Genomic DNA, 12,786 nt, shown 5'->3' with positions numbered 1-12,786 from the left:
CTGCTGCGCGGACACGCGGGACCCCCGGGCGGGATGAGTAGATGGGATGAAACGGTCATCTACCCCGGAGGCGCACGACTTACTCATTCGAGTGAATCCAGGAGCGGAACGGTGCGCTTCGGGGCAGGAAGCCGGTGACGCGAAGTGGCCGAAAGGGGGTGGTGACGGATGGTGACGGCCGACGGGGCGAGGGGGGCGGCGCGGGTGCCCGCCTGGGGCGGGGTGCTGCTCGGGCTCGGGGTTCCGCTGCCGGCGGTGCTCGGGTGGCTGCTGTTCGTCCGGCGGACGCCCGCCGGCCAGGGCACGCTGGACGTCCGGCTCCAGCTGGCCGGCTCGCGGGCCGCCGCCGAGGCCGTGCTCGCCGGGCGGGCCCCGGCCTTCCGGGCCTCGCTGGACGCCGACCTCTGGCTGATCGGCGGCCTCGCGGTGACGCTGGCGGCCGCCGGGCTGCTCGGCTCGTACGTGTTCACCCGGGCGCACTGGCGGCTGACCGCGCTCGTCGCCGGCCTGGCCGGTGTGCTGGCCGGCGGCTGTGACCTGGCCGAGGACGTCCTGCTGGCCGCCGGGCTCGGCTGGGCCGGCCCCGGGCCGGCGGGCGGTGACGCGCCCTTCGCGGCGGCGGCCGCGTTCGCCACCGTCAAGTGGCTGCTGCTGCCCCCGGCGGGCGCGGTGGCGGTCGTCGTCTGCGCCGCCACGGTGCACCGGGCGGTACGCGCCCTGCTGCCCCGGCCGCCGGAGGAGGAGGGCGGGGGCGGCGGGGACGCGCGGGACGCCGGGGACGCCGCGGCGGGGCCGGCGCTGATCCCGCCGTGGCCGGTGGCGACCGCGCGGGGCGGGCGGTGGCCGCCCGGGCCCCGGGTCCACGGGCCGCTCGCCCGGCACGCCCGCTGGCGCAACGCCGCCCGGGTGCCGCCCGGCCGCGAACACGCCCGGCTCGGCTTCTGCGTCTCCGGCGGCGGCATCCGCTCGGCCTGCGTCACCCTCGGCGCGCTGCAGGCGCTGCGCCCCTGGCTGAAACAGGCCCGCTACCTGGTCGCCGTCTCCGGCGGCGGGTACACCGTCGGCGCGATGCAGCTGGCGCTGAGCGACTCGGCGCCCGGCGGACCGGTCCGGGCCCGCTCGGGGCTGAACGCCGACACCGTGCTCGAACCGGGCTCGCCCGAGGAGGACCACCTGCGGCGCCACTCCAAGTACCTGGCGGACGGCGCCGGCGAGTGGCTGGTGGCGCTCGGCACCCTGCTGCGCGGCCTGGTAGCGGCGCTCACCCTGCTGCTCGCCACCGTCCTGGTGCTGGGCCTGGGGCTGAGCCACTGCTACCACCTCGTCCCGCTCGCCGACCTGGACGGGCCGTCGGTGCGCTCCCCCGCCCTGTTCGCCCTCGCCGGGCTGCTGGCGACCGCCGCCACCGGCTGGCTGCTGTGGCTGCTCACCTTCTCCTGGCTCGGCTGGAACACCCTGCTGCCCCGCGTCCTGCGCCGCTTCTCGCACGGCGCGCTCGCGCTGGCCGCGCTGACCGCCGCCGGCGTGCTGGCCGTCCCCGGCCTGGCCTGGGGCGCGGTCGCGCTCCAGCGCGCGCTCGCCGTCGGCGCCCGGCAGACCGGGGCCGGCATCAGCCTGACCGTGCTGCTCAGCTACCTGGCGCTGCTGCTGGGCATCCTGTGGCACGGCCGGCGCGCCATCGAGCAGGGCGCGGCGGTGCTCGGCGGCGTGCTGCGCGGGGTGCGGCGCGGCGCCGGGCCGCGACGGCCCGGCGGGCTCACCGGGCGGATCACCGAGTACCTGGTGCTGTGGTCGGCGCTGACCGCGCTCACCTCGGGCACGCTGCTCACCTTCGGCTGGGCGGTGGCCACCGGGCACACCTGGCCGGGCGCGCTCCAGGTGCTGCTGCCGCTGGTGCTGGTCACGGTGGGGCTCAACCTCGACCAGACCTGGATGGGCCTGCACCCCTTCTACCGGCGCCGGCTGGCCTCGGCCTTCGCCGTGCGGCGGGTGGTCGAGGACGGGGACCGGTGGGGCGAGGGCGGCGAGGACGGCGGGAGCGAGGGCGCGGCCGGGGAGGCGCTGGCCCGGCCGTACCACTTCTTCCGCGAGCAGACCCGGCTCAGCCACTACGGCGCCCGGCGGCCGGACTTCCCCCAGGTGATCTTCGCGGCGGCGGCGAACCTCTCCGGCAGCGCGCGCACCCCGCCCGGCCGGCGGGCGGTGTCGTTCACCTTCTCCCACGACTACGTGGGCGGGCCGGACGTCGGGTACGCGCGCACCGACCTCCTGGAGCGGCGCACCCGGCGGCACATCGCCCGTGACCTCACCGTGCAGTCCGCGATGGCCGTCTCCGGTGCGGCGTTCTCCTCCGCGATGGGCCGCCGCTCCCGCGCCTACCAGGGACTGTTCGCGGTGACCAACGCCCGGCTGGGCACCTGGCTGCCCAACCCGGCGGCGCTCGCCCCGCTCTGGGCCGCCGACCGGGACTGGCGGTACGCGCCGCAGCCGGCCGTGCGGCGGCTGTCCTACCAGCTGCGGGAGGCCTGCGGGCGGTACCCGATGGACGCGCGGTTCCTGCTCACCACGGACGGCGGGCATTACGAGAACCTCGGCCTGGTCGAGTTGCTGCGGCACGGCGTGCGGACGGCGGTGTGCATCGACGCGAGCGGCGACTCCGCCTTCGCGGGCGCGCTGGCGGCGGCGATCACCCTGGCGCGGGAGGAGCTGGGCATCGCCATCACGCTGCGCGAGCCGGAGCTGCTGGTGCCGGGCAGCGCCGGGGGCGCTCTCTGCGGTTGCTCGCCCAACGCGGGCACCCCTTGCGCGTGCGCGCCCTGCGCCGGCGGCCAGCCGCCGTTGCGCGGCCTGGCGGCGCGGCTGGCGGAGCGGCTCTCCGCCCGGGCGGTGGTGGTCGGCGACATCGTGTACCCGTGGCCGCTGGACCTCGGGGAGGCCGACGGCCCGCCGGGGACGGGCCGGCACGGCACGCTGATCGTCGCCCAGGCCGTGCTCACCCCGGGCATGCCGTACGAGTTGCACGCGTACGCGGCGGCCGATCCGGCGTTCCCGAACGACGGTGCCGGGGACCAGTGGTTCGACCACCGGCAGTTCGACGCCTACCAGACGCTCGGCCGGTACCTGGGCGAGCAGGCCGCACCGGCCGTCGCGGCGGCGCTGGCGACGCCGGTGCCCGCCCCGGCGCCCGTCCCTGCGCCCGAAGAGCCGGCCCCGGCGGCTGCGACCACGACCGCGGCTGCGGCTGCGGCTGCGGCTGCGGCGCCGGCCGACCGCAAGGCCGACGGCCGGGTCCGGGGACGGCCCGGGACCGTCCCCGGGCCCGGCCGGGCGCCGGCTGCGGAGCACGGCGCCACCGCACCCGACCAGGGGCGCAACGGGCAGCCGTGACGGTGTGCGCTTGACTCCCACGGCGTCCGTCGGGAAGGATCCGGCTCATGGACTCCGGCACCACTCTGGTCTGCCGCCTGCACGTCGACCTCCGGCGCCAGGCGAGTTCCATCTGTGCCTGTTGTTGAGATTCCCCTTCCCCGCCGACCGCGCCCTGTGACGTTCACCAGGGCCCGCGCCGCGCACCCGCTTCCGCAGTACTCCTGACGCGCCTTCGACCGGCGTGTCCGCGCCACCCGCCGGTGTCCGACCGGTGCGGTCCGGCGCGTACGCCACCACGCCTCCATTCCCCCCTCCCCCCGTCTCCGAGGACACCCACATGAGCCTGGACCTCGCCCCCGACACGCCCGCCACTGCCAACAACCCCGCCACCGCCACCACCCCGTCCCCGGCCGGGGACGCCCGGGCGCCGCTCACCCCGAACGCGCTGCGGACGGTCGTCCGCGAGCTGGCCGAACGGCCCGAGCAGTGGATCCACCACGTACGGCTCTCCACCGAGGAGCGCTGGTACCGGCGGCTCGCCGCCGACGAGGACCACGAGGTGTGGCTGATCAGCTGGCTGCCCGGCCAGTCCACCGGCTTCCACGACCACGGCGGCTCGCGCGGCGCGTTCACCGTCGCGCTGGGCGAGTTGGAGGAGCTGTCGCTGGGCGGCCCCGAGCAGGGCCTGCTGATCCGGCGGATCCCGTCCGGCACCGCCCGCGCGTTCGGCCCCGACTACGTGCACGACGTCCGCAACACCGCGTCCGGCCCGGCCGTGACGCTGCACGCCTACTCGCCGCCGCTCAGCTCGATGGCGCACTACGAACTGCGGGCCGGCGGCCTGGTCCGCACCTCCGAGGAAGGACCCGACCAGTGGTGACCACGATCGACGACCTGCTCGCCCGCTCCCGCGCGGGCGTCCACCGCCCCGGCGCCGAGGAGGCGTTCCGCGCGCAGCGCGACGGCGCGCTGCTGGTGGACATCCGCCCGGCGGCGCAGCGCGCGGCCGAGGGGGAGATCCCCGGCACGCTGATCATCGAGCGCAACGTCCTGGAGTGGCGACTGGACCCGACGGGCAGTCACCGCATCCCGGAGGCGACCGGCCACGACCTGGAGGTGATCCTGGTCTGCTCGGAGGGGTACGCGTCGAGCCTGGCGGCGGCGTCGCTGCGCGAGCTGGGCCTGCACCGCGCGACCGACCTGGACGGCGGGTTCGCCGGCTGGGCGGCGGCAGGGCTGCCGACCCGTCAGGGAGGGTGAGCGGGCCGCGATCGCGAGACCGGCCGGTGGTCGGATCCGCACGGGGGCGGCGCCCGGCGGATCCGGCCACGGCTGGTACATGCGGCTGGTAAATCAGGGACACCGGGGTCATCAGGTCATAGGCTGATCAGAGTTTCCGCCGCCGTCAGGGCGGGCAGCCACGCGACCGAGGACACATCGACCGAGAAGGCAACCGACCAAGACCGGCAGGCCGGCAGGCCGGCGGACCGACAGAGCGACAGAGCGACAGAGCGAACAGTCGGACAGACCGCCGGACGACGACACCATCGGCGCCGCCGCCGGGGCCGCCGAGACGAGGACATCCCCCCGTGATCAGATTCGACGGCGCGGGCAAGCGCCACCCCGACGGCACGGTCGCCGTCGAGGGCCTCGACCTCGACGTCCCCACCGGGCGGACGACCGTGCTGGTCGGACCGTCCGGCTGCGGGAAGACCACCCTGCTGCGGATGGTCAACCGCATGATCGAGCCGACCTCGGGGCGGGTCCTGCTGGACGGCACCGATGTGACGGCGCTCGATCCGGCCAAGCTTCGGCGCGGCATCGGGTACGTGATCCAGCAGGCCGGGCTGTTCCCGCACCGCCGGGTCATCGACAACGTGGCGACCGTCCCCTACCTGCTCGGCTGGGACCGGAAGAAGGCGCGCGCCCGGGCGGCCGAACTGCTCGACCTCGTCGGGCTCGCCCCGGAGACCGCCAAGCGCTATCCGTTCCAGCTCTCCGGCGGACAGCAGCAGCGCGTCGGCGTGGCGCGGGCGCTGGCCGCCGATCCGCCGGTGCTGCTGATGGACGAGCCGTTCAGCGCCGTCGACCCGGTGGTGCGGGCCGGGCTCCAGGAGGAGCTGCTGCGCCTGCAGTCGGAGCTGCACAAGACGGTGCTGTTCGTGACCCATGACATCGAGGAGGCCGTCCGGCTCGGCGACCAGGTCGTGGTGCTGCGCGAGCGGGGCCGGATCGCCCAGCTCGCGGACCCGCACACGCTGCTCACGGCGCCCGCGGACGCGGACGTCGCCGCCTTCCTCGGCCGCGACCGGGGCCTGCGCGGGCTCGGGCTGCGGACCGCCGCGGCCGTCGCCGTCCGACCGATACCGGGCGGGCCCGGCGGCCGGGCGAACGGCGGGGGCACACCCGGCAGTGGGGCGCGCTTCGGCAGGTGGGAGCTCGCGCTGGACGACGAGTGCCGCCCGATCGGGTGGATCGACCTCGACGCGGCGGGTGCCGCCCTGCAGCCGGCGCCCGGGTTCCGGCCCGAGTCCGACACGCTGCGCGCCGCGCTGGACGCCGCCGTGCTCTCCCCCGCCGGGATCGCCCTCGCCCTGGACGCCGACGGCCGGGTGACCGGCACGGCCGACCGCGAGGCCGTCCTGGCGGCGCTCGCGGCCCGCCCGGCCCCGGCCGCCCACCAGCCCCCGGCCGGTACGGCCTCGCCCGGCCAGTCCCCGGCCGGCCCGGCTCCGGCCGAGGTGCCCCGTCCCCCCGCGGCGGACGAACCGGAGAAGGACGGAGCCGCCGGTGGACGATGAACCGATCATCCGCTGGTACTGGATCGGCGACCACCTCGGCTACCTCGGCGACCTGCTCGCCGACCACGCCGTCATCGCGCTGCTCCCGGTCCTGATCGGCCTGCTGCTGGCGATCCCGCTCGGCCTGGCCTGCGCCCGCTTCCCGCGCCTCTACCAGCCGCTCGCCGCCGTCTTCAACATCGTCTACGCGCTGCCCTCGCTGGCCGTCTTCGTGGTGCTCATCCCCTACACGGGGCTGGCCACCCAGGCCACCGTGATGATCCCGCTCACCTTCTACGCGCTCGCCGTGCTGCTGCCCACCACGGTGGACGGGCTGCGCGCGGTGCCCGACCCGGTGCGGCAGGCCGCGACCGCGATGGGGTACGGGCCGTGGCACCGGCTGGCCGCCGTCGAACTGCCCGCCGCCGTCCCCTACCTGGTGGCCGGTCTGCGGGTGGCGGCCGTCTCCAGCATCTCGCTGGCCTCGGTGGGCGCGCTGGTCGGGCGCGGCGGGCTCGGTTACCTGTTCGTCGACGGCTTCCAGCGCACCTTCCCGACCCCGATCGTGGCCGGGATCGTACTGATCGCCGCGCTCGCCCTGGCCGTGGACCTGCTGCTGGTCGGCGCCCGCCGGCTGCTGGCGCCCTGGGCCGTGCGGGAGAAGGGAGCGGGCCGGTGAACTGGCTCAGCTGGCTGGGGGACTTCTTCTCCGACCCGGACCGCCGCAGCGGCCCGAACTCGATCGCCAACCGGATCGCCGAGCACCTGCTCTTCTCCGGCGAGGCACTGCTCCTCGCCGCGCTGCTGGCCGTCCCGCTCGGCCTGCTGATCGGCTACACCGGGCGCGGCGTCACCGCGGTGACCGCGCTGGCCGGCGCCGCCCGCGCACTGCCGACGCTCGGGCTGGTGACGCTGGCCGTGCTGCTGGCCGGGGTCGGCGACACCGCCGTCCTGGTGCCGCTGGTCGCGCTGGCCGCGCCGCCGCTGCTGGTGGCCGCCGTCGAGGGGGTGCGCGGCACCGACCCGGACGTGCGGGACGCGGCGCGCGGCGTCGGGCTGACGCACCCGCAGGTGCTCTGGCAGGTCTGTGTGCCGTCCGCGCTGCCGACCCTGCTGGCGGGCTTCCGGACCGCGACCGTGCAGGTCATCGCGACGGCGACGGTGGCCGCCTACGTCGGACTCGGCGGGCTCGGCCGGTACGTCGTCGACGGGCTGGCCACCCGGGACTACCCGATGACGGTCGGCGGCGCGCTGCTGGTGGTGCTGCTCGCGGTCGGGGCGCAGGCGTTCTTCGCGCTGCTCGCCCGGTACGCGCTGCCGCCCGGGCTGCGCGCGCAGCAGCTGGCCGCGGCCCGGCAGCCGACGTGACCCGTTCCGGCCCGCAGGCCCACCGGCCCGTCGGCCGGCCGCCGCCGTCCCCTTCGCCCAACCGTGACGGTCAAGACGCCCATGACGACCACGACGACCACGACGACCACGACGACCGTGAAGTCCACCTCGAAAGGACACCTATCACCATGTCGACATCCGCATCCGCGCCACTGAGAGCGGTGCCGACCGGCCGCCGCGCCGCCGCCCTGGCCGCCCTCGCCGCGCTCGCCCTGACCGCGACGGCCTGCTCCTCCTCGGGCGGCGACCCGCTGGGCGGCAACGGCTCGGCGGCCCCGGCGCCCGCGGACAGCGCGTCCGCGGGTGCCCCGGCCGGCGGGACGGTCGTGGTCGGCTCGGCGAACTTCCCGGAGAACGTGCTGCTCGGCTCGATCTACTCGCAGGCGCTCAAGGCCAAGGGCGTGAAGGTCGAGGAGAAGTTCAACATCGGCAGCCGCGAGGTGCTCTACGGGCAGCTGCAGAGCGGCAGCCTGTCGGTGCTGCCCGAGTACAACGGCTCACTGCTCGCCTACCTGGGCGGCAAGTCGGCGGATCCGGGCACGACCGCCGTCAACGCCGAGCTGGCCAAGACGCTGCCCGCCTCGCTCGCGGTCCTGGACTCCTCGCCCGCCGAGGACAAGGACACCCTGAGCGTCAGCCAGGAGAGCGCCGACAAGTACAAGCTGACGTCGATCGCCGACCTGGCCGGCAAGGCGGGCGAGTTCACCATCGGCGGCCCGCCGGAGTTCAAGTCCCGCCAGGAGCAGCCGCTCAAGGACGTCTACGGTGTGACGTTCAAGGAGTGGAAGTCGACCGGCGAGACCACCGCCAACGCGGTCAAGGACGGCTCGGTGCAGGTCGGCAACGTCTTCTCCACCGACCCGAAGATCACCCAGCTGAAGCTCGTCCCGCTCACCGACCCCAAGAACCTGTTCGCCGCCCAGAACGTCACGCCGCTGGTCAACAAGGCCAAGGTGGACGCGACGGCGACCGGCGCGCTCAACGCGGTGTCGGCGAAGCTGGACACGCCGGGGCTGCTGGCGCTGATGAAGAAGGTCGCCGTGGACAAGGAGGACCCGTCGGCGGTCGCCAAGGAGTGGCTGAAGAGCAACGGCCTTTCCTGACCGTGGGGGACGCCGGGCCCGGTGGCCGCTTCCGGGTCCGGCGGATCTTCCCTTGAACGGCGCGGACATGACAGTGTGACGCCATGCGCACTCGCCTTCTCGCCGCCACCCTCACGGCCTTGGCCACGGTGAGCCTCGCCGCGTGCTCCAGCTCCGGCTCGGACCCGGGCACCATCGCGGCCGGCAGCACCACCGCGGCCGACTCGAACACGTCCGGAACGAACGCGTCCGGCGCCCCGCCGGCGACGGCCGCCGCGACGCCCACCGCGCCCGCGACCACGCCGCCGGGGACCGCCCCCGCCCCGCCGCCGGGCGCCCCCGACACGCCCGGCCCGGGCACCACGGCCGGCCCCTCCCCCGGCACGCCGACGGGCGGGCCCGCGCCCACGACCGCGAACCCGCCCACCCCCGGGACCACCGGCACCGCGCCGGCCGCCGACTCCCCCGCCGACCCCCCGGCGGCGCCGAAGCCGGCGCCCCCCACCGACGCCGGGCTGCCGGCCGAGCCCGCCTCGGACCTCACCGCGCGGCTGGTCGCCGCGCTGGACGCGATCGACCCGGCGATCGTCGGCGGACAGCCCGAGCGGGCCGTCGGCCGGGCCCGCGAGCAGTGCCGGTCGATGTATCAGTTCCCCAAGGACCGGGCGAAGTTGGCCGACCTGGTCAACCAACGTTTCACCGATCCCGCCCACCCGCAGGGTTTCGGAGCCGAGAAGGCGGAGAAAATTCTCGACGCGCTGCGCACCACCCTCTGCCCGCCGGCCTGACACACCCGGCGGACCTCGATCGGCCCGGTGTCCTGAGCTCCGGGCCGCCGTGGCCGCGCGCGACGACCACCGCGCGGCCACGGCACACACCCCCGGATCAGACCAGGCTCCAGGCGGTGTCCTTGTCGTCGGACGAGACGAAGTCCATGGCTTCCTCCTTTCCAAAGGGTCGGCATGCGTACGGACGCGCGGGATTGAAGACGCACGGACACGGCGCCGGGTTGACGGACGCACGGCGCGACGGTGCGCCTACGGACGCCCGGTGAACGGGCGGGGCCAGGGTGACGGGTGTACCCGCGCGGAACGGGCGCCCGGGAGAACGGGCGCGCGGATGGGCGGGAGAGCCGTAGCACGGCAGACGGCAGGGCAGCAGAAGAGCAGAACGGCAGATGTACGAACGGGCGAGCGGCGCGAACGGCCGCGGGAGCGAAGGGACATGGTCCGGCCTTCGGCCGCCGGTGGCGGCGGGCCGGGACCCGGGAGCCGGGGGCTCACCCGTGCGGGCGGCAGGCGCCCTCTCTGTCGAGCTTCCAGTCGAGGTCTCGCATGCCCCGATCATGTCGGAGCGGCCACCGGGCCACAAGCGGTTTTGTCGGCGGTTGACCATCGTCCGGCCAACCTCCGCCGATTGTGCTTCGCCAACGAACTGTAAGGACTCTTGACAGACGAGTGGTCTAGTCCAACCATAGGCATGTCGATCCGACCGGGATGCACTGTGGGGGTGTGACCACCGGCGGCTGAGGCACTGCCCTGCCATGCCCCGCCCCGCTCCGCCCCCAGGCCCCGCCACGGCGTACGCGCGCCCGCGCACCGCCGTCCGTCCGTGCCGCGTGCCTGCGGGGTAGCAACACCCCCGCGTCACCGCACCGCCCGCACGGCCCTCTCCCCCTACGAGGGCCCCGCGCGTCCCGCCATCCCCCCCCAAGGTCCGCAGCGCAGTTCCGCACGCTTCACCAACGTCCTGCCCCACCACGCCTGTTGGAGAACCCATGCGTCTACGCAGAACAGTTCAGGCCGCCCTGACGGCCTGTGCCACGCTCGTCGCCTCGGCCGGCCTGATCGCCGGCTCGGCGACGGCCGGCGCGGCGACGGCGAGCCCGGCCGCCGCCGAGGTGAGCGCCACGACGGCCGCGAAGCCCCTGCCCAGCCGGGTGTTCGCACCCTACTTCGAGGCCTGGACGGGCGAGAGCCCCGCCGCGCTGTCCGCCCAGTCCGGTGCCAAGTACCTGACGATGGCGTTCCTGCAGACGGCCACCAAGGGCTCCTGCACCCCGTACTGGAACGGCGACACCTCGCTGCCGATCGCGCAGTCCTCCTTCGGCGCCGACTTCGCCACCATCAGGGCCAACGGCGGCGACGTGATCCCGTCGTTCGGCGGCTACACCGCCGACACCACCGGCACCGAACTGGCCGACAGCTGCACCGACGTCAACCAGATCGCCGCCGCGTACCAGAAGCTCATCACCACGTACGACATCAGCCGGATCGACCTCGACATCGAGGCCGACTCGCTGGACAACGCCGCGGGCGTCGACCGCCGCAACAAGGCGATCAAGCTGACGCAGGACTGGGCCGCCGCCAACGGCCGGCAGATCCAGTTCTCCTACACGCTGCCGACCACCACCAGCGGCCCCGCCGCCAACGGCATCGCGCTGCTGAAGAACGCCGTCGCCAACAACGCGCGGATCGACGTCGTCAAGCTGATGACGTTCGACTACTACGACAACGCCACGCACGACATGGCCGCCGACACCGTGACTGCGGCGACCGGCCTGTACAACCAGCTGGCCAAGCTGTACCCGACCAAGACCCCCTCCCAGCTCTGGGCGTCCATCGGCATCATCGAGATGCCCGGCATCGACGACTTCGGCCCGGCCGAGACCTTCACGCTGGCCAACGCGAGGACGGTCTACGACTGGGCGGTGTCCAGGGGCATCAGCACGCTGTCGTTCTGGGCGCTGCAGCGCGACACCGGCAAGTGCCCCGGCGTCGGCGGGCGCAACGACTGCTCCGGCATCGAGCAGAACACCTGGGACTTCACCAGGATCTTCGCGCCGTTCACCAGCAGCTACCCGCCCGCCACCGACTTCACGCTGAGCCTGAACCCCAACACGGGCTCCGTGGTGGCCGGTTCGTCCACCACCGCCACCGTCAACACCTATGAGATCACCCCGCCCGGCGGCTCGCCCTCCGGCACCGCGCAGAGCATCAACCTGAGCGTCAGCGGCGCGCCCGCCGGCGTCACGGCCACGGTCAACCCCGGTACCGTCCTCGCCGGTTCGCCCGCGACGCTCACCGTGACCACCGCGGCCACCACCACCCCGGGCAGCTACCCGCTCACCATCACGGGCACCGCCGCCTCCGGCAGCCACACCGCCACCTACACGCTGAAGGTGACGAGCACCCAGCCGGGCAACGACTTCTCCGTCGCGGTGAGCCCCTCCGCCGGTTCGGTCACGGCCGGCTCCGCCGCGAGCGCCACCGTCAACACCGGTGTCGTCTCCGGCTCCGCGCAGAACGTCGCCCTGACCGTCAGCGGCGCCCCGGCCGGGGTCACCGCCACGGTCAACCCCGGTAGCGTCACCGCCGGTTCGCCCGCGACGCTGAACGTCACCACCGCGGCCACCACCACCCCGGGCAGCTACCCGCTCACCGTCACCGGCACCGCCGCCTCCGGCAGCCACACCGCCACCTACACGCTGACCGTCACCGGGGTCACCCCGCCCGGCGGCCTGTCCAACGGCGGTCTGGAGACCGGCAGCCTGGGTCCGTGGACCTGCCAGGCCGGCGGCTCCGTGGTGAGCACCCCGGCCCACTCCGGCTCGTACGCGCTCCAGGCCGCGGCCGGCGCGGCGCAGACCGGTGAGTGCACCCAGACCGTCACCCTGGCGCCCAACAAGTCCTACACGCTGACCGGTTGGGTTCAGGGCAGCTACGCCTACATCGGCGTGAGCGGCGGCGCCACCGGCTCCGCGTGGACCAGCTCCTCCGGCTGGACCAAGCTCTCCGTCCCGTTCACCACCGGCGCCTCCGGCACGGCGACGGTCTTCCTGCACGGCTGGTACGGCCAGGGCAGCGTCTACGGCGACGACTTCTCGATCGCCTGACGGACGGCCGACGCACGACGAAGCACCGGGGCCGGCCGGCAGTCGACGACTGACAGCCGACGACTGACGGATAACGGCTGACAATTGACAGATGACAGATGACAGATAACGTCAACTGTCAATTGTCAGCCGCTCGCCCCGCTCCACTCCCCCGCCGGGGGGGGGGGGCCCCCCCGGGGGGGGCCCCCCCCCGGGGCCGGGGGGGGGGGGCCCCCCCCCCCCCCGCGCGCGCGGGGGGGGGGGGGGCCCCAAAGGCCCCAAACCCCACCCA

10 protein-coding genes are annotated in these 12,786 nt (G+C 74.9%); all 10 read left to right on the top strand.

Annotated elements, in window-relative coordinates:
* The first annotated feature begins 168 nt into the window (after positions 1 to 168).
* The 10 genes from ACFZBX_RS06345 to ACFZBX_RS06300 all read left to right on the top strand — a co-directional run bounded on the left by ACFZBX_RS06345 (position 169) and on the right by ACFZBX_RS06300 (position 12,515).
* Positions 169 to 3,387, top strand: coding sequence for a hypothetical protein (locus ACFZBX_RS06345; protein ID WP_391531793.1), 3,219 nt, complete (start codon positions 169 to 171; stop codon positions 3,385 to 3,387).
* Between the two features lie 47 nt (positions 3,388 to 3,434).
* Complete coding sequence (locus ACFZBX_RS06340) at positions 3,435 to 3,515, top strand: putative leader peptide (protein ID WP_344330530.1); 81 nt, start codon at positions 3,435 to 3,437, stop codon at positions 3,513 to 3,515.
* 191 nt (positions 3,516 to 3,706) lie between these two features.
* The gene (locus tag ACFZBX_RS06335) at positions 3,707 to 4,249 is read left to right on the top strand and encodes a cysteine dioxygenase (RefSeq protein WP_391531792.1); all 543 of its coding nucleotides are present in this window, start codon (positions 3,707 to 3,709) and stop codon (positions 4,247 to 4,249) included.
* Positions 4,243 to 4,629: a rhodanese-like domain-containing protein gene (locus ACFZBX_RS06330; RefSeq protein WP_391531791.1), complete on the top strand. Its 387-nt coding sequence runs from the start codon at positions 4,243 to 4,245 to the stop codon at positions 4,627 to 4,629. The genes ACFZBX_RS06335 and ACFZBX_RS06330 overlap by 7 nt, the downstream gene beginning before the upstream one ends.
* A 329-nt stretch (positions 4,630 to 4,958) precedes the next feature.
* Positions 4,959 to 6,170 carry an ABC transporter ATP-binding protein gene (locus tag ACFZBX_RS06325; protein WP_391531790.1) on the top strand — a complete coding sequence of 404 codons (1,212 nt, stop codon included), beginning with the start codon at positions 4,959 to 4,961 and terminating at the stop codon, positions 6,168 to 6,170.
* On the top strand, positions 6,160 to 6,828 hold the full coding sequence (locus ACFZBX_RS06320) for an ABC transporter permease (protein ID WP_380751061.1): 669 nt from the start codon (positions 6,160 to 6,162) through the stop codon (positions 6,826 to 6,828). The genes ACFZBX_RS06325 and ACFZBX_RS06320 overlap by 11 nt, the downstream gene beginning before the upstream one ends.
* Positions 6,825 to 7,517 carry an ABC transporter permease gene (locus ACFZBX_RS06315; RefSeq protein ID WP_391531789.1) on the top strand — a complete coding sequence of 231 codons (693 nt, stop codon included), beginning with the start codon at positions 6,825 to 6,827 and terminating at the stop codon, positions 7,515 to 7,517. The genes ACFZBX_RS06320 and ACFZBX_RS06315 overlap by 4 nt, the downstream gene beginning before the upstream one ends.
* A 149-nt stretch (positions 7,518 to 7,666) precedes the next feature.
* Positions 7,667 to 8,641, top strand: coding sequence for an ABC transporter substrate-binding protein (locus tag ACFZBX_RS06310; protein WP_391531788.1), 975 nt, complete (start codon positions 7,667 to 7,669; stop codon positions 8,639 to 8,641).
* Positions 8,642 to 8,724: 83 nt separating this feature from the next.
* Entirely contained in the window at positions 8,725 to 9,408 is a 684-nt protein-coding gene (locus tag ACFZBX_RS06305; RefSeq protein ID WP_391531787.1) for a hypothetical protein, read from the top strand.
* 989 nt (positions 9,409 to 10,397) lie between these two features.
* A complete protein-coding gene (locus ACFZBX_RS06300) occupies positions 10,398 to 12,515 on the top strand; it encodes a glycosyl hydrolase family 18 protein (RefSeq protein ID WP_391531786.1) in 2,118 nt (705 codons plus the stop codon).
* Positions 12,516 to 12,786: the final 271 nt, after the last annotated feature.

It is taken from the genome of Kitasatospora sp. NPDC008115, assembly GCF_042957205.1.
Lineage (GTDB): Bacteria > Actinomycetota > Actinomycetes > Streptomycetales > Streptomycetaceae > Kitasatospora.
Note: the sequence above shows the minus strand (reverse complement) of the source record. Positions and strands in the feature narration are given on the sequence as shown.

Excerpts from the sequence above, each read along its gene's own strand:
- ACFZBX_RS06345 (WP_391531793.1), top strand. The coding sequence starts at position 169 with ATGGTGACGGCCGACGGGGCGAGGGGGGCGGCGCGGGTGCCCGCCTGG.
- ACFZBX_RS06340 (WP_344330530.1), top strand. The coding sequence starts at position 3,435 with ATGGACTCCGGCACCACTCTGGTCTGCCGCCTGCACGTCGACCTCCGG.
- ACFZBX_RS06335 (WP_391531792.1), top strand. The coding sequence starts at position 3,707 with ATGAGCCTGGACCTCGCCCCCGACACGCCCGCCACTGCCAACAACCCC.
- ACFZBX_RS06310 (WP_391531788.1), top strand. The coding sequence starts at position 7,667 with ATGTCGACATCCGCATCCGCGCCACTGAGAGCGGTGCCGACCGGCCGC.
- ACFZBX_RS06305 (WP_391531787.1), top strand. The coding sequence starts at position 8,725 with ATGCGCACTCGCCTTCTCGCCGCCACCCTCACGGCCTTGGCCACGGTG.
- ACFZBX_RS06300 (WP_391531786.1), top strand. The coding sequence starts at position 10,398 with ATGCGTCTACGCAGAACAGTTCAGGCCGCCCTGACGGCCTGTGCCACG.